The sequence below is a fragment of the bacterium genome (assembly GCA_031082185.1).
Classification (GTDB): Bacteria; Sysuimicrobiota; Sysuimicrobiia; order Sysuimicrobiales; family Humicultoraceae; genus VGFA01.
This window is the reverse complement of record JAVHLI010000002.1, coordinates 238,167-257,629: the sequence shown is the minus strand read 5'-3', so window position 1 is coordinate 257,629 and position 19,463 is coordinate 238,167. Positions and strand designations below refer to the sequence as shown.

Annotated in this window: 19 protein-coding genes; 14 read left to right on the top strand and 5 right to left on the bottom strand. The window is 68.9% G+C overall.

The genetic code is table 11. The annotated features are described in order from the left end of the window. Nucleotides 1-3: 3 nt before the first annotated feature. Genes hemA through RDU83_03585 form a run of 5 tightly spaced genes read right to left on the bottom strand, consistent with a single transcriptional unit; the run spans nt 4 to nt 4,630 of the window. Nucleotides 4-1,284, bottom strand: a complete 1,281-nt coding sequence (gene hemA / locus RDU83_03605) for a glutamyl-tRNA reductase (GenBank protein ID MDQ7840098.1) — start codon at nt 1,282-1,284, stop codon at nt 4-6. After that, the gene (gene hemB / locus RDU83_03600) at nt 1,281-2,285 is read right to left on the bottom strand and encodes a porphobilinogen synthase (protein ID MDQ7840097.1); all 1,005 of its coding nucleotides are present in this window, start codon (nt 2,283-2,285) and stop codon (nt 1,281-1,283) included. Before hemB ends, hemA begins: the two co-directional genes overlap by 4 nt. After that, nucleotides 2,260-3,090 (bottom strand): uroporphyrinogen-III synthase, encoded by an 831-nt coding sequence (locus RDU83_03595; protein MDQ7840096.1) that lies wholly within the window; start codon nt 3,088-3,090, stop codon nt 2,260-2,262. Before RDU83_03595 ends, hemB begins: the two co-directional genes overlap by 26 nt. Continuing rightward, nucleotides 3,087-3,995, bottom strand: a complete 909-nt coding sequence (hemC, locus tag RDU83_03590) for a hydroxymethylbilane synthase (GenBank protein ID MDQ7840095.1) — start codon at nt 3,993-3,995, stop codon at nt 3,087-3,089. The genes RDU83_03595 and hemC overlap by 4 nt, the downstream gene beginning before the upstream one ends. Further along, nucleotides 3,992-4,630 carry a helix-turn-helix domain-containing protein gene (locus tag RDU83_03585; protein ID MDQ7840094.1) on the bottom strand — a complete coding sequence of 213 codons (639 nt, stop codon included), beginning with the start codon at nt 4,628-4,630 and terminating at the stop codon, nt 3,992-3,994. The genes hemC and RDU83_03585 overlap by 4 nt, the downstream gene beginning before the upstream one ends. A 190-nt stretch (nt 4,631-4,820) precedes the next feature. On the opposite strand from RDU83_03585, the gene RDU83_03580 reads away from it, so the two are divergent. The 14 genes from RDU83_03580 (at nt 4,821) to dxr (ending at nt 19,462) form a co-directional block, all read left to right on the top strand. Then, entirely contained in the window at nt 4,821-5,813 is a 993-nt protein-coding gene (locus RDU83_03580; GenBank protein ID MDQ7840093.1) for a TAXI family TRAP transporter solute-binding subunit, read from the top strand. A 5-nt stretch (nt 5,814-5,818) separates the two neighbouring features. Beyond that, nucleotides 5,819-7,765, top strand: coding sequence for a TRAP transporter fused permease subunit (locus RDU83_03575; GenBank protein MDQ7840092.1), 1,947 nt, complete (start codon nt 5,819-5,821; stop codon nt 7,763-7,765). A 68-nt stretch (nt 7,766-7,833) separates the two neighbouring features. Continuing rightward, the gene (locus RDU83_03570) at nt 7,834-9,345 is read left to right on the top strand and encodes a YifB family Mg chelatase-like AAA ATPase (GenBank protein ID MDQ7840091.1); all 1,512 of its coding nucleotides are present in this window, start codon (nt 7,834-7,836) and stop codon (nt 9,343-9,345) included. Nucleotides 9,346-9,351: 6 nt separating this feature from the next. Then, complete coding sequence (gene dprA, locus RDU83_03565) at nt 9,352-10,512, top strand: DNA-processing protein DprA (protein ID MDQ7840090.1); 1,161 nt, start codon at nt 9,352-9,354, stop codon at nt 10,510-10,512. A 31-nt stretch (nt 10,513-10,543) separates the two neighbouring features. Continuing rightward, complete coding sequence (topA, locus tag RDU83_03560) at nt 10,544-12,700, top strand: type I DNA topoisomerase (GenBank protein ID MDQ7840089.1); 2,157 nt, start codon at nt 10,544-10,546, stop codon at nt 12,698-12,700. Then, entirely contained in the window at nt 12,645-13,604 is a 960-nt protein-coding gene (locus tag RDU83_03555; GenBank protein ID MDQ7840088.1) for a tyrosine recombinase XerC, read from the top strand. The genes topA and RDU83_03555 overlap by 56 nt, the downstream gene beginning before the upstream one ends. 201 nt (nt 13,605-13,805) lie before the next feature. Further along, nucleotides 13,806-14,627 (top strand): 30S ribosomal protein S2, encoded by an 822-nt coding sequence (gene rpsB, locus RDU83_03550; GenBank protein ID MDQ7840087.1) that lies wholly within the window; start codon nt 13,806-13,808, stop codon nt 14,625-14,627. A gap of 3 nt (nt 14,628-14,630) precedes the next feature. Further along, nucleotides 14,631-15,206 carry a translation elongation factor Ts gene (tsf, locus tag RDU83_03545; GenBank protein ID MDQ7840086.1) on the top strand — a complete coding sequence of 192 codons (576 nt, stop codon included), beginning with the start codon at nt 14,631-14,633 and terminating at the stop codon, nt 15,204-15,206. Nucleotides 15,207-15,234: 28 nt separating this feature from the next. Continuing rightward, nucleotides 15,235-15,987, top strand: coding sequence for a UMP kinase (gene pyrH / locus RDU83_03540; protein ID MDQ7840085.1), 753 nt, complete (start codon nt 15,235-15,237; stop codon nt 15,985-15,987). After that, nucleotides 15,984-16,541: a ribosome recycling factor gene (frr, locus tag RDU83_03535; GenBank protein ID MDQ7840084.1), complete on the top strand. Its 558-nt coding sequence runs from the start codon at nt 15,984-15,986 to the stop codon at nt 16,539-16,541. The genes pyrH and frr overlap by 4 nt, the downstream gene beginning before the upstream one ends. A gap of 10 nt (nt 16,542-16,551) precedes the next feature. Continuing rightward, entirely contained in the window at nt 16,552-16,767 is a 216-nt protein-coding gene (locus RDU83_03530; protein MDQ7840083.1) for a PASTA domain-containing protein, read from the top strand. Beyond that, nucleotides 16,760-17,512: a polyprenyl diphosphate synthase gene (gene uppS, locus RDU83_03525; protein ID MDQ7840082.1), complete on the top strand. Its 753-nt coding sequence runs from the start codon at nt 16,760-16,762 to the stop codon at nt 17,510-17,512. Before RDU83_03530 ends, uppS begins: the two co-directional genes overlap by 8 nt. Then, entirely contained in the window at nt 17,505-18,317 is an 813-nt protein-coding gene (locus RDU83_03520; GenBank protein MDQ7840081.1) for a phosphatidate cytidylyltransferase, read from the top strand. Before uppS ends, RDU83_03520 begins: the two co-directional genes overlap by 8 nt. After that, complete coding sequence (dxr, locus tag RDU83_03515; GenBank protein ID MDQ7840080.1) at nt 18,305-19,462, top strand: 1-deoxy-D-xylulose-5-phosphate reductoisomerase; 1,158 nt, start codon at nt 18,305-18,307, stop codon at nt 19,460-19,462. The genes RDU83_03520 and dxr overlap by 13 nt, the downstream gene beginning before the upstream one ends. Nucleotide 19,463 lies beyond the last annotated feature (1 nt).

Sequence of the window (19,463 nt, the reverse complement as noted above, 5' to 3'; positions counted from 1 at the left end):
GCCTCACGCCTCTCCGGACCCTTCTGGGTCCTCTGGCAGGTCAAACAGCTCGCCGGCCAGCTCCAGGGCGCGCGTGTCTTGGCAGGCGGCCGACCTGCGCAGCCGCACGATCGGCGTCTGGAGCAGCTTGCGCGCCACGGCCTCTGCGACCACGCGGACCGCCGCGTACTGCGCTTCGTCCAGTCCCTGCAGGCGCGCGCGCGCGCGTGCAAGCTCGCCCTCCACGACGCGGTCCGCCCGGTTGCGCAGCGCGGTGATCAGCGGCACCGCCATGCGGGAGGCCATCCATTCCTTGAATCCCGCCAGGGCTGCTTCAACGATCTCCTCGGCCCGGGCCAGTTCCTCGGGAGGAACCCCTCCGGAGGTGGGTTCGACGGGGAGTTGGTCAAGCACGTGAAGCGCGACGCCCGGTAGCGCGGCCACCGCGGCATCCACGCCGCGGGGAATGCCCAGGTCAATCACCAGTAGGGGCCTATCCCGGTCGCCGCCGATCATATCCGGCGACACGAGCGGCGCATTGGCTCCCACGCAGACCACCATGAGATCAACACCCCGTCCTGCCGCCGCGATCGCCTCAAGGGGGACCGCCTCGGCTCCGGCAAGAGCGGCCAGCCCGCGGGCCGCTTCCAGGGTGCGGTTGGCCACGGCCACTACTCGGGCTCCGGCCGCTACGAGGAGTTTCACCACCAGTCCGGCAGCCTCTCCTGCTCCTACCACGAGCGCGGCCCGCCCGTTCAGCGATCCCAACGCGCGCTTGGCAAGGGACAGCGCGGCCCGGGGAACCGAGGGCGCGCTTCGGGAGACGCCGGTCTCGCGGCGCACGCGGCGCCCTGTGGTGATGGAGAGCGCCATCAGCCGGTTGAGCACCGGTCCGGTGCTCCGGCTCAGACACGCCAGGTCAAAGGCGCGCTTCACCTGCCCGAGTATCTGCTGCTCGCCCAGCATCATCGAGTCCAGGCCGGAGGCCACCCGCATCACGTGCTGGGCGGCCGGCATCCCGCAGTACTGGTAAAGCGAAGGAGCGAACGCTTCGGTGGGCACTCTGCGGGAGGCGGCGAGCAGCTCGGCCACCTCGGCCATCGGGGGTGCGCCGGGCGTGATCAGGTACACCTCGGTGCGGTTGCAGGTGGAAAGCAGCATGCACTCGCGGATCCCCCCCCGTCCGCGCAGCGTGTCGAGGACCGCAGGAAGATCCGACTCGGCGAAGGCCATGCGCTCGCGGATCTCGACGGGCGCGGTTTTGTGGCTGAGCCCGATCGCCGATAGGATCATCGGATCGTTCAACCCCCGGTACCCTCCGCCAACCAGCGCGCGGCGTCGGCGGCGGCATAGGTGATGATGATGTCGGCCCCTGCGCGTCGAATGGCGGTCAGCACCTCGAGCGTCGCGCGGCGCTCCTCGATCCACCCAAGCTGCGCCGCCGCCTTGAGCATCGCGTACTCGCCACTGACGTGGTAGGCCGCGATCGGGAGTGCCACCGATTCCCGGGCGGCGCGTATCACGTCCAGGTAGGCGTGGGCGGGCTTGATCATGATGATGTCGGCGCCCTGCTCGGCGTCCAGCGCGACCTCGCGCAGGGCCTCGCGCACGTTGGCCGGATCCATCTGGTAGGTCCGGCGGTCGCCGAACTGCGGGGACGACCCTGCCGCCTCGCGGAACGGGCCGTAGAAAGCCGAGGCATACTTGGCGGCGTAGGCCATCACGCCAACCTGGCTGAAGCCGGAAGCATCGAGCGCCTCCCGGATGGCGACGACTTGGCCGTCCATCATGGCGCTGGGCGCGACCACGTCTGCGCCGGATGCGGCGTGCGAGGCCGCGGTGCGGGCCAGCAGGCCGAGGGTGACATCGTTGTCCACGTGCTCTCCGGCGACGATCCCGCAGTGACCGTGATCTGTGTAGGCGCACAGACAGACGTCGGTCATGATTACGAGCGCGCGGTTCCCCCCGCGGAGCAGGCGCACCGCCTCCTGGACGATGCCGTCGTCGGCGTAGGCGCCGCTGCCTTCCGTATCCTTCGCGTCGGGAACGCCGAACAGCAGCACGGCTTGGATGCCGAGGTCCGCCAGGCCGTCCACCTCGCGGACGAGCTCGTCGGGAGAGAGCCGCATCTGGCCCGGCAGGGAGGAGATCGGCTCCCTGACGCGGCGGCCCGGACGGACGAACAGCGGCGCAACGAGCATCTCCGGATGCAGGCGAACCTCCCGGACGAGCCGGCGGAGTGCGTCCCCGGCCCGCAGCCGGCGTGGACGCGCCCGCAGATCAGTGCGGGGCGTGATCTCTGACATCGCTGTCTCCTTTGGTCCCGGCGGGCCGCCCGCCGCCGTGGGCGACCAGGGCGGCGATCAACCCATCCGTGGTGTGCTCCGAGGCGACGACGGTCGCCTCGAACCCCTCAGCTACGACCGCTGCCGCCGTGACCGGTCCGATGCATCCTATCACCATTGCCCGGAGGCCGTCGCGCTCCTCTCCCAGCAACCTAACCAAGCCGTGGACGGTCGAAGCACTCGTGAAGAGCACGGTGTCCACGGCCCGCGATCCGATGAGCCGGCGCACTTCGATGCGGGACCCCTCCGGTGCCAGCACCGTTCTGTAGGCCGTCACCTCTTCAACGGTCGCGCCCCGCGCGATCAGCGCCTCGCCCAGCGCAGGGCCGGCCGCGTCCGTGCGGGGCAGCAGGATTCTCAGGCCGGAGATGTCATCCAGCGCCTCGGCGACTGCACCGGTAAGGAACCGCGGCGGCATCAGGGCGACCCGAACCCCGGCCTCCTGAAGGACCGCGGCGGTGGCCGGCCCTATCGCCGCCCAGCGCGGGCGGGTTCCGCCGGCGAGGTTGACTTCCAGAGCCCGGGCCCGAGCGAGGACCGCGCGCGCACCGTTCGCGCTGGTGATCACAACCCAGTCGTACCGGTCAATCACCCGCAGAGAAGCGTCCAGCGATCCGCCCGGACGCGGTCCGGCTATGGTGATCGTTGGAACCGCCACCGGCTGCGCTCCCAGCCGGCTCAGCCGCTCGCACATCTGCCGGCTCTGGCGGCGCGGTCGAGTGACCAGGATGCGCCGCCCCTCCAGCGGCAGCCATTCCGCGCTCACCGGACCGCCTCCGCTAGGAGCTCGCCCGCTCCCCGGTCCAGGAGCCTGGCCGCCAGTTGCCTGCCCAGTTCCGCGGGCGCCGAGGTGTCGCCCTCGGCTTGATCCCGGACGATGCGCTCTCCAGAAGGACCCAGTACGGCACCCTGGAGCCAGAGGCGTGTCCCATCGGTGGTGGCCAGTGCTGCGATCGGGCGCTGGCATCCTCCACCCAGGGCAGCCAGGAAGGCCCGCTCCGCCTCCACTGCGGCCCGGGTCGGGGGGTGATCCATTGCAGAGAGCCGCTCGCAGAGCCAATCCTGGCCGGAACAGCACTGGATCACCACCGCACCCTGGCCGACCGCCGGGAGCATCACCGCGGGATCCAGCCGCTCCGCGGCGCGATGGCCAAGGCCGAGCCGCTCCAGACCCGCCGCAGCTATCACCAGGGCGTCCACCTCGCCCGCCTCGAGCTTCCGGATACGTGTGTCCACGTTGCCCCTGAGTTCGCGCACCAACAGAGACGGGTATGCGGCGAGCAGGAACGCCCGGCGCCGCGGACTGCCGGTGCCCACAACGCTGCCAGGGGCAAGGGCGCGCAGCCCGATTCCGTCCCTCGTCACCAGCGCATCCCTGGGATCCTCGCGCGGCATGAACGCCGTCAGCATCAGGCCGGGCGTGGATTCGCCGGGGAGGTCCTTGGCGCTGTGAACGGCGATGTCAACTCTCCCTGAGAGCAGCGCGGCCTCGATCTCGCGCACGAACGCCCCCACGCCCAGCGACACCGCGGGCCGGTCGGGGTGCTGGTCCCCCTGCGTTCGGATAGTGACCATCTCACAACTCAGGCCCCTGCCTTCCAGAGCCGCGGCCACAAGGGCGGTCTGCGCCGTCGCGAGCGCGCTGCCGCGCGTGCCGAGCCGTAGCTTCACTGGAGGACACCCTCCCGGATCTCATCCCATGCCCGCAGCACGGACAGGAATACCGCGTCCAGGAGATCGCTCACCTCGAGCAGCGTTCGGACCTGCTCCTCGTCCAGCATCCCACCGCGTCCCCTCGGCTTGGTGACCATCTCGAGCACAAGATGGCGGAAGAAGCCGAAGGCTTCAGCGGCCTCGACCGCGCCCAGGCCTGCCCTGCGGAGCTCACGGCCGTAGTCGCGGCCCGCTTCCTCAAGCTGTCGGCGGATCGCCTTCCGGGATCGGGAATCGTTGACGAACCGGATCATCCCGCCGAACAGTTGCCGGCCGTGTTCGCGCGCCCGCGCCCGCAGCGGCTCGTCGAGCCCGGAGAACCAAGGTCGCGCCGCGAGCACCTGCGCCGGATTCCGGGCCAGCAGCTTCGCACAGCGGCGCTCCAGAAGGTGCCCCAGATCCTCCACGCGGGGGACCTCACGGTGGATCAGGGCGTGCAGGTCACCCTCCTGGAACCGCCTGTGCCCGCCGGGAGTCCGGAAGGTCTTTATCCTGCCGGTGTCGGCCCAGTGCCGCAGGGTCGCTTCATCCACTCCCAGGCGCGATGCGGCCTCACCGAGCGGCAACCAGCGTTCCGCACGTTGCTTCGCCATCCGGAGCCTCCACGCACCCTTTCTGTGCAAGCCTACGCAATCTTCCACTAATCTACTAATCTACAGGCTTCGAGGTCGTTTGGCCAGAGGGCAAATGATCGCTGGTAGGAGTTTCGTGCGGTTACTGCGAACTACCAGGGCGCGCGCCGTGGGACAGGCGACGCACGGGTGTCTGCTGGGGGGGTACTGGATGATGGTCTATCGTGCGCTAGCGCTTTTTACCGTACTGGTACTGGCCCTCGTAGGGACGTCGGTACAGGCTCAGCCGCGGCCGGGCTGGCCCAGGAGCGTCACGATCGGTTCGGCTACGATCGGCGGTGTGTATTTCGTGGTGGCGGGCGGCTACGCGCGGGTGATCGGCGAGAAGATGGGCATGCCGGCCACCAACCGGGTCACCGGGGGTCCGGTGCAGAACGTGCAGCTCGTCCAGACCAAGGAGATCGAGCTGGGCATGACCACGACTGGGCCGGCCTACGAGGGCCTCAACGGCCTCGGGGACTTCAAGGGCAAGAAGACCGACGCGATCCGCGTGGCGTTCCCTATGTACACCTCGTACGCGCACTGGATCGTCAACGCCGACTCGCCCATCCGATCGGTCGCCGACCTTTCCGGCAAGGTGGTGAGCCTGGGTCCGCGCGGCGGCTCGGCGGAGTTCGTGGGTGACCGGGTGCTCGAGCTGTTCGGCGTGAAGCCCCGCCGGGTGGTCTACCTGGGCTTCGCAGACGGGGCCACCGCGATGCGCGACGGCACCGTGGACGCCAACTTCGGGGTGATCGGCCTGCCGGTCCCGGCCTGGCAGGAGGCCTCGCTCACCCGACCGACACGGTTATTCGGGTTCACCAAGGACCAGGTTGACACGCTTACCGAGAAGTTCCCCTACCTGGCGCGAACGGCAATTCGCGCCGGCGTCTACCGCGGCCAGGACTACGTCATCCCCACCCTGCAGATGTACAACGCGGCGGTCGTGCACAAGGACATGCCGGAGGATTTCGTCTACGCGCTCGTCAAGACGATCTTCGACAACCGTGAGTTCCTGGCCATCGTGCACCCCACGTCGCACGAGACCCTGCCGGTGAACCTCTTCTACGTCAAGTTGCCGCTGCACCCCGGCGCGGTGAAATACTTCCGTGAGCAGGGGGTGAAGCTCAGCGACGAGCAGATCCCGCCCGAGATGAAGCGGTAGCGCCGATGGCCGATCCATCGTTCGGCCTCCCGGTTGACATCGATCAGATCGGGGACACCTCGGAGATCCGCACGCGTCCCCTCCGGGGTGTTCTCCGCCTGCTGGTTCAGGCGCTCGGGGTCGGGATGGCCGCCTACCACATCCTGCAGCTCGGCGGCTTCTTCGGGGTCGTGACAGACCCGCAGAAACTCTACGCCGTCCACCTGGCGTTCGTGCTGGTGCTCGCCTTCCTGCTGGTCCCGGGCAGGCGCGCCTCGGCCGCGGCGCCGACCATTTTCGACTGGGTTCTGATCCTGGCCAGCCTGGTCGTGCTCGTCTACATGTTCGCGACCTTTAAGGCGCTGACCGGGCGGGCCGGGGTCTTCCCCACGCGCGAGGACGTCATCGTCGGCACCCTGCTCGTCATCGTCACCATCGAGGCAGTGCGGCGGTCCACGGGGCTGGCGCTCCCGATCCTCTGCGGGCTGTTCATCTTCTATGTCTTCGCCGGGCCGTGGCTGCCCGGGCTGCTGGCGCACAAGGGGTTCCGGTTCGACACGCTGGTATCGTTCCTGTTCAGTGACAACGGGATCTACGGGGTCCCTATTGGCGTCTCGGCCCGGTACGTCTACCTGTTTATCCTCTTCGGGGCGTTCATCGAAGCGTCGGGCATCGGGAAGTTCATCGTGCACATGGCGCTGTCCGTCGCCGGCAGCAAGCGCGGCGGGCCGGCCAAGGTCTCGATCATCACGAGCGCCCTGTTCGGGACCGCCAGCGGCTCCTCGGTGGCCAACGTGATGGTGGATGGGGTCATCAACATCCCCCTGATGAAGGCCACCGGTTTCCGTGCGGCCGTGGCCGGCGGCGTGGAGGCGATGAACAGCACCGGCGGGCAGATCATGCCACCGGTGATGGGCGCCGCGGCCTTCCTCATGGCCGACATCATCGGCGTGCCCTACTCGGAGATCGCGGTGGCCGCCATCGGCCCGGCGCTGCTGTACTACGTGGCCGCGTACTGGATGATCGACCTGTACTCGGCCTCGGCACACCTGCACGGGCTGCCGCGCGAGCAGCTACCCCGGTTCAGGACGGTCATGCTCCGGCACGGCTACCTGCTGTTCCCGCTGGTGCTACTGCTCTACATGATCATGGGGGCCGGCGCATCCCCGTTCCGTGCCGCGCTCTACGCCCTGGCGACCACCGTTGTGCTCTCATGGCTGCGGGCGGACACTCGACTGAACCTGCCCAAGATCGTCGGCGCCATGGAGGACGGGGCCAAGCGCACGATCGAGATCGGGGCTACCTGCGCCGCAGCAGGCATCATCGTTGGGGTGCTCTCGCTGACCGGCCTGGGCGGCAAGTTCTCCGAACTGCTCATTGGCCTGGCCGGCGGGAGCCTACTGCTGGCGCTCATTGCCACGATGGTGGTGGCCATCATCCTGGGCATGGGAATGCCCACGACCGCCGCCTATGCCATCGGCGCGAGCGTCCTGGCGCCGGCGCTGATCAAGCTCGGCGTGATCCCGCTGGCCGCCCACATGTTCCTGTTCTACTTCGCGGTCCTCTCGGCGATCACGCCGCCGGTGGCCCTGGCCTCGTTCGCCGCGGCCAGCCTGGCCAAGGCCGGGATGTGGGACACCGGCGTCCAGGCGGTGCGGCTGGCGATCGCCGGGTTCATCGTGCCGTACATGTTCGTCTACGGACCGGCGCTGCTTGTTGGGCAGGGACCGTGGCAGCCCACGGTGCTGGCGCTTGCCACCGGGACGATCGGCACGCTCTGCCTGGCCGGCGCCGTCATCGGCTACCTCCTGCGGCCTGCGACCGTGGTGGAACGGCTGCTTCTTCTTCCGGCGGCCCTGCTGCTGATCGTGCCCGGGCTGCTGACCGATGGTCTGGGTCTAGGGCTGCTCGCCGTCGTGGTCGTCCTGCAGCGGATGACGCCTGGAGGTTCCCGGCAACTGCCCGCCACCTGAAATACTGATCCTCTCCGTCCGATGTAGACAGCGGGCCTCTGCCCGCTGTCTACATGCTTGCCGCCGTCTTGAGCGCGACGATTGTAGGTCTTGAAGCCCTGCCCGTGTCCGTCGAGGTGGACGTGGGCCCAGGCCTGCCGACCTTTGCCATCGTAGGCCTGCCTGATCCCGCGGTGCAGGAGGCGCGGGAGCGGGTACGGTCGGCCATCCGCAACTCCCACTACGAGATCCCTCCGCGGCGGACCATCGTGAACCTGGCGCCCGGGGACAGGCGCAAGGAGGGGCCGGCACTCGACCTGCCGATCGCCCTGGCAGTGCTGGTCGCCACCGGCCAGCTGGCTCAGCACGCGGTCGCGGGCCATCTGGCGGTCGGTGAACTGGGTCTGGACGGTTCGGTGCGATCCGTTCCCGGCGTGCTGGCCGTGGCACAGGCGGCCCGGGCGCTTCACGCCCGTGCCTTGCTGGTCCCTGAGGCGAACGCGCGGGAAGCGGCCGCCGGCGAGGAGGTACCGGTTTATGCGATCCCCACCCTGCGGGCAGCCGTGCAGCACCTCCAGGGAACCCACCCCATTCGGGCGACAGAAGGCTCGGTGCTCGAACCCCCTTCGGAAGATGCGGCACCGGACGATCTGGCCGAGGTACGCGGCCAGGGAGCCGCTCGCCGCGCCCTGGAGATCGCGGGCGCGGGCGGCCACAACCTGCTGCTCATCGGGCCGCCCGGGGTCGGGAAGACCATGCTCGCGCGCCGGCTGCCGACGATCCTTCCCCGGCTGTCGGGCGCGGAAGCCGTTGAGGTGACCAAGATCTACAGCGTTGCAGGACTGCTGCCGGCCTGGCAGGGCCTGATCACCCGGCGCCCGTTCAGGGCGCCGCACCACGCCGCCAGCGCGCCGGCGATCGTGGGTGGCGGCTCCGGCGTGCGGCCGGGCGAGATCACGCTCGCCCACCACGGCGTACTGTTCCTGGACGAGCTGCCGGAGTTCCGGCACGACGTGCTGGAAGGGCTGCGCCAGCCGATGGAGGATGGGATAGTGGTTGTGGCCCGCATCCACGGTACAGTGCGGTTCCCCGCGCGGTTCTCTCTTGTTGCGGCGATGAACCCGTGCCCGTGCGGGTATCGTGGCGACCATCGCCGCGACTGCACCTGCACCCCAGGGCGGCTGCGGCAGTATCTGGCCCGGCTCTCTGGTCCCCTGCTGGACCGGATAGACCTCCATGTCGAGGTGCCGCGGCCCCCGACCGACGAGATGCTCTCAGGCGAACAGGGCGAACCGTCCGGCGCAGTGCGCGCGCGGGTGACCGCGGCGCGCATGCGGGCGACGACCCGCGCCGCGGCCTGCCAGGCAGAGGGCCTGCTTCTGCGCGGACCGCAGCGGTGGGGTCCGGTGAGCGCCGAGGCGCTGGCCTTTATGCGTGTCGCCGCCGACCGGCTGGTGCTGGCCGCCCGGGCCACGGAGCGGGTTCTCCGGGTTGCACGGACGATCGCCGACCTGGAGGGTACCGAGGCGGTCGCGGTGCAGCACCTTGCCGAAGCCCTCCGGTACCGCGTGCTCGACCGGTGGGCACCGCCGGCTCCTTGACATCCCATGCTACGGTATAGGATGGGTTTTGGGGTCACGCCGCCTGACGCGCCTGCTCCGGCGTCAGGGGACGAGGTCGCAGCCTGGGTAGGCCTCAGCCGCCTGCCGGGTGTGGGACCCAGGACGATCGCAGGATGGGTGGACCGGGCAGGATCGGCACGGGCCGTCTGGCAGCACCTGCCCGCCTTCATCCAGAAGCGGGCGGAGCGGGCAGAGATCCTGGCGGCATGGAGGAAGGTTGATCCTGCCGCGATCTTGGAAGGCGCCCGCTCGCTGGGCCTGACGGTGCTGGCGGTCTGCGATCCTGGGTTTCCCGCGCTCCTGCGGGCGATCCCGGATCCGCCGCCCGTACTGTACGTTCGGGGCAGCCTCGATGAGGCGGCCTCGGTCGCGGTTGTGGGGTCGCGCCGGGCCACCCCTTATGGGCTGGCGGCCGCTGAGAGATTGGCGTTCGATCTTGCGCAGGAGGGCATAACGATCGTGAGCGGGCTGGCCCGAGGTATCGACAGTGCCGCGCACAAGGCGGCGCTGGACGGGGGCGGGCGGACGGTCGCGGTGCTGGGTTGCGGCGCAGACGTGACCTACCCTCCTGAGCACCGGCGGCTGGCTCTGGCGGTTGCGGCGCGGGGAGCGCTGGTGAGCGAGTTCCCGCCTGGGACGCCACCGCTACCCGGCCACTTCCCGCGGCGCAACCGCCTCATCAGTGGGCTTGCGCTGGGCGTGGTGGTGGTCGAGGGTGCCGGGGACAGCGGCGCACTTGTGACGGTGGACTACGCGCTGGACCAGGGCCGCGAGGTCTTCGCCGTGCCCGGCAGCATCTTCAGCCCGCGCAGCGCAGCGCCGCACAGGCTGCTGCGGCAGGGCGCGTGCATGGTGGAGAGCGCCGGTGACATACTGACCGAGCTGGGACTGGGGTCCTCGGTGCGGTCCGGGCCCGGGGAACCGTGCGACGTTGCGGTACCCTCGGCGGGCGCGGAGGGAGCTGCGCGCCTGCTGGCCCTGCTGGAGGGAGGCCCCCTGCGGCTCGACGAGCTGGCAGAGCAGGCTTCGCTGTCGGCGGCCGCGGTAGGCGCGCTGGTCACCATGCTGGAGATGCGGGGTCTGATCCGGACCCTGCCGGGGCAGATGGTGATGCGTAACCCGGCAGGGCGGGGCAGAGGCGGCTAGAAGCCAGGAGACCGGTGTTCCGGAGGTTGGGATGAGCCCTGCAAGAGCCCTAGTCGTCGTGGAGTCGCCTACCAAGGCGCGGACGCTCAGCAAGATGCTGGCGCGATCCCACCAGATCAAGGCATCCATGGGCCACGTGAAGGACCTGCCCAAGAGCCGGCTCGGCGTGGATGTGGACGACAACTTCACACCCCGCTACATCCTGATCAAGGGCAAGGGTCCCATCGTCAAGGAGTTGAAAGAGGCCGCCAAGAAGGCTTCAACGATCTACATGGCGACCGACCCCGACCGTGAGGGCGAGGCCATATCCTGGCACCTCTCGGAGGTCCTCCGGCCTGTCAACCCGTCGATACAGCGCATCGAGTTCCACGAGGTGACCCGCGAGGCGGTCCGGCGCGCGCTCGAGAACCCACGTGAGATAGACAAGCAGCTCGTGGATGCCCAGCAGGCCCGTCGGATACTGGACCGGCTCGTCGGCTACAAGCTGAGCCCGCTCCTCTGGCGCAAGGTTCGCGGCGGCCTCAGCGCGGGCCGGGTGCAGTCGGTCGCCGTGCGGCTGATCGTGGACCGCGAGCGCGAGGTCGAAGCTTTCGTCCCCAGGGAGCACTGGTCGCTGGCGGGGATGTTTCGGACCGCTTCCGACCAGACGTTCCTGGCACGCCTGCTCACGCGAGACGGGGAGCGGATTGGCGCACCTCACGAAGAGGGCGCCGTGGTCATCGCGACCGAGGCCGAGGCGCACGCGCTGGCCGCCGAGCTCGAAGGGGTGTCGTATGCGGTCGGTGAGGTTCGGCGCAGGGACCAGGCGCGGAATCCAGCGCCGCCGTTCACGACCAGCACGATGCAGCAGGAAGCCAACCGCAAGTTGGGGTTCTCGGCCTCACGTACGATGGCCGTGGCCCAGCAACTCTACGAGGGGCTCGACGTGGGCGCCGAGGGCACGGTCGGCCTCATCACCTATATGCGCACCGACTCGGTGCGCGTGGCCGACTCTGCGCTGCACGATGCCCGTGACTACATCGCCCGGGCGTTCGGGGACGCGTATGTTCCAGAGCGGCCCAGGCAGTACCGCTCGCGCCGCAACGCCCAGGACGCCCACGAGGCGATCAGGCCCACGAGTCTGGCGCGAACTCCCGACCGCATCAAGCCTCACCTCCGATCGGACCAGTTCCGCCTGTACCGGTTGATCTGGGAGCGGTTCCTGGCCGGTCAGATGGCGTCGGCGGTCCTCGACACGCTCTCCGTGGACGTCACCGGCGGCCGGTTCGCGCTCCGCGCCACCGGCAGCCGCATCAAGTTCCCCGGTTTCCTCATCCTGTACCGCGAGGCCACCGATAACGGTGACGACGAGCGCGAGAACTGGCTGCCGCCGCTCGCGCCCGGCGACCCCTTGACCCTCGATGGGGTAACCCCTGAGCAGCACTTCACGCAGCCCCCTCCCCGCTACACCGAGGCCTCCCTGGTGCGCGCCCTGGAGGAGAAGGGGATCGGCCGGCCCAGCACGTATGCGCCCACGATCGAGACCATCAAGAAGCGCGGATACATCACATCGCGGGAGCGCCGGCTGGTCCCGACCGAAGTCGGGCAGATGGTGACCGATATCCTGGTGGAGCACTTTCCGGATATCGTGGACGTGGATTTCACCGCCGGCCTCGAGAGCGATCTGGACCTCATCGAGGAGGGCAAGGCCGACTGGGTGCAGGTCGTGCGCGACTTCTACGAGCCATTTGCGCAAACACTCGAGCGCGCCGAGGCCAATATCCCGGTGGTTGAGGTACCCGAGGTGGAGATCGGCGAACCTTGCCCGCAGTGCGGCCGGCCGCTGGTGCGCAAGCACGGCCGATTCGGGGAGTTCATCGCGTGCTCGGGCTATCCCGAGTGCAAGTACACGCGGCCGGTGGGCATCGGCGTGGCCTGCCCGAAGTGCGGGGCCGAGATCGTGGCGCGCCGCACCAAGCGCGGGCGAACCTTCTACGGCTGCAGCGCATATCCGGCGTGTTCGTTCACCTCATGGGACCGCCCGGGCGACCGCCCGTGCGCGCGGTGCGGTGAGATGACGGTGATCAAGCGCACCCGGCGCGGGGACGAGGTGCGCTGCACGAGCAAGGACTGCGGCCATCGGGTGTCGCTGCGTGAGACGGCCCGTCCGGATGCGCCGCGCGCGGCCCCAGCGCCTCCGGCGGGATAGGGGCCGTCAGGGCATGGGCGCCCCGGCTCTCGACCCCGAAGTCAGGGCGTTCCTTGAAATGCTGGAGGCCGAGCAGGCCGCTTCGCCGCACACACGGGCAGCCTATCGTCGCGACCTCGACGCCTTCCGGGTGTTCCTGCTGGGCGAGGGCATCGCGGGTTGGGAACAGGTGACCCCCACCGTGGTCCGTCGCTATGTGGCCACGCTCCACCGACGCTACGCGCGGGCCTCGGTTGCCCGGCACGTCTCGACCCTGCGCTCGTTCTATCGGTTCCTGCGCCGAGGGGGCCTAGTTGAAACCAGCCCTCTGCGGCTGGCCTCGACCCCCCGAGGCCGCCGTCGGCTCCCATCCGCGCTCACCCATGAAGCGATCGCGGCGCTGCTGGCGGCTCCTCCTATGGACCGTCCCGCCGGCCTGCGGGATCGCGCCATCCTTGAGCTCCTATACGCGGGTGGATTTCGCGTCGGCGAACTCGTCAGCATCGGGTGCGCTCAACTCTGTGGCGACGAGATACGCGTGCGCGGCAAGGGGAGCAAGGAACGGCTGGTGCTGATCGGCGCACAGGCAACTGCGGCTCTGCGGCGCTACCTGTCCGACGGCAGGCCGCGCCTGCTGCGGGGCGAGACCGAGGCGCTGTTCCTCAGCGCCCGCGGCAGGCCGCTCTCTGCGCGGGCAGTGCAGCTCATCGTCGGGCGCTGGGTCAAGGTCGCCGCCCTGGCGCACCGCGTCAGCCCGCACGTCATCCGTCACACTTTTGCAACGCATCTGCTGGACGGCGGCGCCGATCTGCGCGTCGTTCAGGAGCTTCTGGGGCACGCGAGCCTCTCCACGACCCAGATCTACACGCACGTCTCGCGCGACCATATCAAGCGCATCTACGCGTCGGCGCACCCGAGGGCGTAGCGCTCTGAAGCCTGCTTGGGGTTTTCCCGAGGTGCCGCGGCGTGCTATACTACCGCGGCGTCAAACTTCACACGCTTCCCGACCCGCCGAGGGTGCCTCTTGAGGTCTCGGCCCGGCCTGCGGGGATGAGGGGAGCGGAGGCGAGAAACGAAAAACCATGAGGGAATCCGGCGGGCTCCGGATCCCAGGGGAGGTTGTCAGTTGCCGGTAGTCACCATGAAGCAGTTGTTGGAATCAGGGGTTCACTTCGGGCACCAGACCCGTCGGTGGAATCCCAAGATGCGCCGTTTCATCTTCACCGAACGCAACGGCATCCACATCATCGATCTCCAGAAGAGCGTGCCTTTGATCGAGGAGGCCTATCGGTTCGTGCGCGAAGCGGCCGCCTCCGGAGGCGACGTGCTCTTCGTCGGCACGAAGAAGCAGGCCCAGGATTCGATCCGCGAGGAAGCCGTGCGCGCCGGCCAGCCCTACGTGAACCAGCGGTGGTTGGGTGGCATGCTGACGAACTTCCAGACGATTCGCAAGCGCGTCGAGCGGTTGCGCGAGATCGAGGACATGCGCCAACGCGGCGTGATGGACGTGCTGCCCAAGCGCGAGCAGAACCGCCTCACCGAGGAGGCGGCACGGCTGGAGAAGTTCCTCGGCGGCATCAAGACCATGAACCGCCAGCCTTCGGCCGTCTACGTCGTGGACACGCGCCAGGAGCACATCGCGGTGGCCGAGGCGCGCAAGCTCGGAATCCCCGTGGTGGCGATCCTTGACACCAACTGCGACCCCGACGAGGTGGACTACCCGATTCCGGGCAACGACGACGCGATCCGGGCCGTGCGGCTGATTACCAGCCGTGTTGCGAATGCCTGTCTGGAGGGCATTGAGGAGCGCCGCAAGCGCGAGGTACAAGAGGAAGAGATCGAGGCAGGCCCCGCCGCAGAGGAAGACGAGATGGCAGAGGGCGTGCCCGAGGTGCGGGAGCACGAGTTCTCGGGTGCGGTTCCTGACGTCGAGGAGGCGAGAGGGTAGCCGATGGCAGTGACGACAGAGATGGTGAAGGAGCTTCGCGCGCGCACCGGGGCCGGCATCATGGACTGCAGGCGGGCGCTGGAGGAGACCGGGGGGGACCTGGATGCCGCCACGGGCGTGTTGCGCGCCAAAGGGCTGGCGGCCGTCGCCAAGCGGGCCGGCCGCACCACCTCCGAGGGCGTGATTGAGACCTACGTGCACGCAGGAAGCCGCCTTGGGGCAATGGTGGAGCTCAACTGCGAGACCGACTTCGTGGCCCGCACCGACGAGTTTCGGGCCATGGCGCGCGAGCTCGCCATGCAGGTGGCCGCCGCGTCCCCGCGCTTCGTGTCCAAGGAGGAGGTTGCCTCCGACCTGGTGGCGGAGCGGCGCGCCGCCATCGCCGGCGAGTCGCCCGGGATCTCCGACGCCGAACTCGACAGGCACGTAGGGCAATGGCTCGAGGAGGTCGTGCTTTTGGAGCAGCCCTACATCCGCGACGCAGGGCGGCGTGTCCGCGATCTGATTACCGATGCCGCAGCGCGCGTGGGCGAGAAGATCGCGGTACGGCGGTTCGCCCGGTTCAAGCTGGGGGAGTAGCGCAGAGACGCCTCTCAAGGGGAAGATCATGGACACCGCAGCCGAACCAGCGAAGCGGCCTGCCTATCGCCGGGTCCTGCTCAAGCTCAGCGGTGAGGCGCTTGCCGGCAACGGAGGCACCGGGCTCGACCCCGACGTGCTCCGGCTGGTCGCCAGCGAGGTTCGCGACATCACAGCCCGCGGCGTTCAGGTGGCGATAGTGGTCGGTGGCGGGAACATCGTCCGCGGTTCCGACCTGAGCCGCCGCCTCGGAATCGATGAGGTTACGGGGCACACCATGGGGATGCTGGCCACCGTGATCAACGGTCTGGCTCTCATGGACGCCATGGAGCGGGCTGGGCTGGTGGTGCGGGTGCTCTCGTCCATTGAGATGCACCAGGTAGCAGAGCCCTACATCCGCCGGAGGGCGCTGCGCCATCTCGAGAAGGGCCGCGTCGTGATCTTCGTGGCCGGTACCGGCAGCCCGTACTTCAGCACCGATACGGCGGCCGCGCTGCGCGCGATTGAGATGCAGGCCGACGCGGTGTTGATGGCCAAGAAGGGCGTCTCGGGGGTCTACGACAAGGATCCGCGACAGCACCCCGACGCCGTGATGTTCTCCCACTTGGACCACATGGACATCCTGAGCCGCGACCTGCGCGTCATGGACGCCACGGCGGCCGCTCTCTGCAAGGACAACAAGATGGACATCGTTGTCTTTGATGTCACGCGGCCCGGCAACATAACGCGGGCCGTAGCCGGGGATCCCATCGGAACCCTTGTGGGGGGAGGCCGGGCATGACCGACGAGGTGCTGAGCGACGCCAAGTTGCGCATGCAGAAGGCGGTTGAGGCCACGCGCAGAGAGTTCGCCAGCCTCCGCACCGGAAGAGCGAACTCCGCGCTGCTGGACCAGATCCGCGTTGACTACTATCAGACACCCACGCCCATCAACCAGCTCGCCACGATCTCGGTCCCCGAAGCCCGGCTGCTTGTGATCCAGCCGTGGGACAAGAGCGCGACGCGCGACATCGAACGGGCGATTCTCAAGAGCGACCTGGGCCTCGTCCCGAGCAGCGATGGGATCGTGATTCGCATTCCCATACCCACATTGACCGAGGAGCGCCGGAAGGATCTGGCAAAGATCGCGCGCAGGCACGCCGAGGAGGGCCGTGTGTCCATCCGGAATGCTCGCCGCGAAGCTAAAGAGATGCTCGAGCAGTTCGAGGACGACGGCGACATCCCCGAGGACGAATGCCGCCGGGGTCTGGAACGGCTCCAGCACTTGACCGACGAGACGATCGCCCAACTCGATCTCCTGCTCCATGCCAAGGAGCAGGAGATCATGGAGGTCTAGGTCGGCACCCGTGGTGGACGTGCTGGGGCGCGGTCTCGACCAGGCCCGCTCCGCCCTGGAGGCAGAGGGATTCACTGTTGAGGTGGTCGAGACCCGCAGCCCACGCCGGGTGATTCCAACCGGCGGGTTGCGCGTCGTGCGGCAGCAGCAACCGGCCGATCGTCTGGTTCGCCTGGTGGTGACGCACGAGCGCTTTGCGCCTGCGCCGAGGCCGCCGGGTGGCTAGCGGAAACTCACCGCCGTCCCCGGCGCCGTTGGATCCCCTGCGCGTTCCCTCTCACGTCGCTATCATCATGGACGGCAACGGCCGCTGGGCCAGTTCTCGCGGGCTGCCCCGCTCCGCCGGCCACCGGGCCGGGCTGGGGGCCGTCCGGAGGGCCATCGAGGGCTGCCGCGACCTCGGCATCCGCATCCTCACGCTGTACGCCTTCTCCACCGAGAACTGGCGGCGCCCCAGCCATGAGGTGGGCTTGCTGATGGGTCTGCTCCACGAGCGGCTCGTGGCCGAGGCCGAGGAGTTACAGCGGAGCGGCATCCGTGTGCGGATCGTCGGCGATCTGGGCGCGATCGCGCCCGAGACCCGCGCCCAGATCGAGCGGGTAGAGGCCATGGCGGTGGAAAGTCAGGCGCTGCTGCTCAACATCGCCTTCAACTACGGCGGCCGGGCCGAGATCGCGCGGGCGGCACGCACGCTGGCTGAGGGGGTGCGGGACGGGCGGTTCGGGGTGGAGCAGATCTCCGAGCCAGCCCTGGCCGAATGCCTCTACACAGCCGGCCTGCCCGATCCCGAGCTGCTGATACGTACGGGCGGCGAGCAACGGCTCTCTAACTTCCTGCTGTGGCAGGCGGCCTACGCCGAGCTACTCTTCCTTGACGTCTACTGGCCGGACTTCGATCGCCACCACCTCGTCGCGGCAGTCAACGAGTACCAGAGGCGGCAGCGACGATTTGGCGGCGCCACCAGTGCCTGACCTAACGCAGGGGCCCAAGGATCGGATGCTGGCGCGGCGCGTTGCCACGGCCGGCGTGGGCGCGCCGGTGCTGATCGCCGCCATCTGGTTCGGCGGGTGGGCGCTGCTGGCTGTTGTGTTGATACTCTCCGCATCCGGCGCGGTCGAGTTCCGTCGCCTGGCCACGTTGGCCGGATATCGCATCTCCGTGGTGGTGCTCGCGGGCACGCTGCTCTTCCCGCTCCTGGCGGCAGCGGGCCGGTGGACCGACGCGGGCGTGCTCGCGGTTGGGCTTGTTCTGGCGGCCGCGGCGGCTTCGCTCGTATCCCCGCATCGGGTCGCCGCGCCAAGGCATGCCGCCGCCACCGCGCTGGGAGTGTTCTATGTCGGCGCTTTGTTCGCTCACCTGATCCTAATGCGCGGCGCCCTCGGCCCCGCGGTAACGCTGGTGGTTGTGGGGCTGATCTGGGCCAACGACACCGCGGCGTACTTCGCCGGAGGCGCCTGGGGTCGCCGCAAACTGGCCCCCTCGATCAGTCCGGGAAAGAGCGTTGAAGGGTTTCTTGCCGGGATCGCGGCCGCGGTGGGGACCGCGGCCGTCTTGGCCTTTCTGATGGACTGGCCCTTGGGATCGCTGGCCGGCATCGGTCTGGGCGTCGCTCTGGCCGCGGTGGCCGGAGATCTGTGGGAGTCCGCTCTCAAGCGGAGGGCCGGCGTCAAGGACTCGGGCGCGCTGCTCCCGGGCCACGGCGGCGTGCTGGACCGGTTCGACGCGGTGCTGTTCGGCGTGCCTGCCGGGTACTACCTGTGGAGATGGCTGCTGTGACGCGGCTGGTGATTCTGGGCTCGACTGGGAGCATAGGCAGGGCGGCCCTCGAGGTCGCATCCGCGCTCGGCGACGTGGAAGTGATCGGGCTGGCGGCGCGCCGCGGCGGCGAGGAGCTGGCAGTTCAGGCGCAGCGGTGGCGCCCGCGCGCCGTTGCGATCGAAGACACGGCGGCTGCAGAGCGGCTGCGAGGGATCTTGCCGCCCGGGGTCAGGTTGCTGATTGGGCCGGACGCCGCCACCGAACTGGCCGCGCTCCCCGAGGCAGATATGGTGTTGGTGGCCGTGGTCGGCGTGGCAGGGCTGCGTCCCACGCTGGCGGCCTTGGACGCCGGGCACGACGTGGCGCTGGCCAACAAGGAAGCGCTGGTGGCGGGTGGCCATCTAGTCAAGGCCGCCCGCGAGCGCACCGGCGCCAGACTGCTCCCGGTGGACAGCGAGCACAGTGCGGTGTTCCAGTGTTTGGCCGGGGAGGATCCTGCCGCGGTGCGGCGGTTGATACTCACTGCCTCGGGCGGGCCGTTCCTGCGAAGGCCGGTGGCCGAGCTCGGCACCGTCACGGTGGAGGAGACGTTGGCCCACCCGACCTGGACCATGGGCAGGAAGGTCACGGTTGACTCCGCGACCCTCATGAACAAAGGGCTGGAGATCATAGAGGCGTACTGGCTGTTCGAGGTTCCCCAGAACCACATCGAGGTTGTGATCCATCCCCAGAGCCTCGTGCACTCCATGGTGGAGTTTGTGGACGGTTCGACGATCGCACAGGTTGCGCGCCCAGACATGCGGGGGCCGATCCAACACGCCCTATCCAGAGGCCGCCGCCGCCCGGGTCTGGTAGCGCCGATGGAATGGGACCATCTCGCCTTGACGTTTGAACGTCCAGAGCCGGAGCGCTTCCCCGCACTTGCGTTGGCACGGGAGGCGCTACGGCTAGGTGGAACGGCGCCGGTTGTTCTGAACGCCGCCAACGAGGTCGCGGTGGAACGGTTCCTCTCCGGTGCGATATGCTTTACCGGGATAGCCGCGACCGTGGCCGAGGTGCTGGCGCGGCACGAGCCGCGTCCTGCCCTGACGATCGAGGCGGTGTTGGAGACGGATGCCTGGGCTCGGGCCCGGGCTTCCGAGACGATTCAGCCCACGGGGTGAG

Excerpts from the sequence above, each read along its gene's own strand:
- hemB (MDQ7840097.1), bottom strand. The coding sequence starts at position 2,285 with ATGTCAGAGATCACGCCCCGCACTGATCTGCGGGCGCGTCCACGCCGG.
- RDU83_03585 (MDQ7840094.1), bottom strand. The coding sequence starts at position 4,630 with ATGGCGAAGCAACGTGCGGAACGCTGGTTGCCGCTCGGTGAGGCCGCA.
- RDU83_03580 (MDQ7840093.1), top strand. The coding sequence starts at position 4,821 with ATGATGGTCTATCGTGCGCTAGCGCTTTTTACCGTACTGGTACTGGCC.
- RDU83_03575 (MDQ7840092.1), top strand. The coding sequence starts at position 5,819 with ATGGCCGATCCATCGTTCGGCCTCCCGGTTGACATCGATCAGATCGGG.
- dprA (MDQ7840090.1), top strand. The coding sequence starts at position 9,352 with ATGCTACGGTATAGGATGGGTTTTGGGGTCACGCCGCCTGACGCGCCT.
- topA (MDQ7840089.1), top strand. The coding sequence starts at position 10,544 with ATGAGCCCTGCAAGAGCCCTAGTCGTCGTGGAGTCGCCTACCAAGGCG.
- tsf (MDQ7840086.1), top strand. The coding sequence starts at position 14,631 with ATGGCAGTGACGACAGAGATGGTGAAGGAGCTTCGCGCGCGCACCGGG.
- pyrH (MDQ7840085.1), top strand. The coding sequence starts at position 15,235 with ATGGACACCGCAGCCGAACCAGCGAAGCGGCCTGCCTATCGCCGGGTC.
- frr (MDQ7840084.1), top strand. The coding sequence starts at position 15,984 with ATGACCGACGAGGTGCTGAGCGACGCCAAGTTGCGCATGCAGAAGGCG.
- dxr (MDQ7840080.1), top strand. The coding sequence starts at position 18,305 with ATGGCTGCTGTGACGCGGCTGGTGATTCTGGGCTCGACTGGGAGCATA.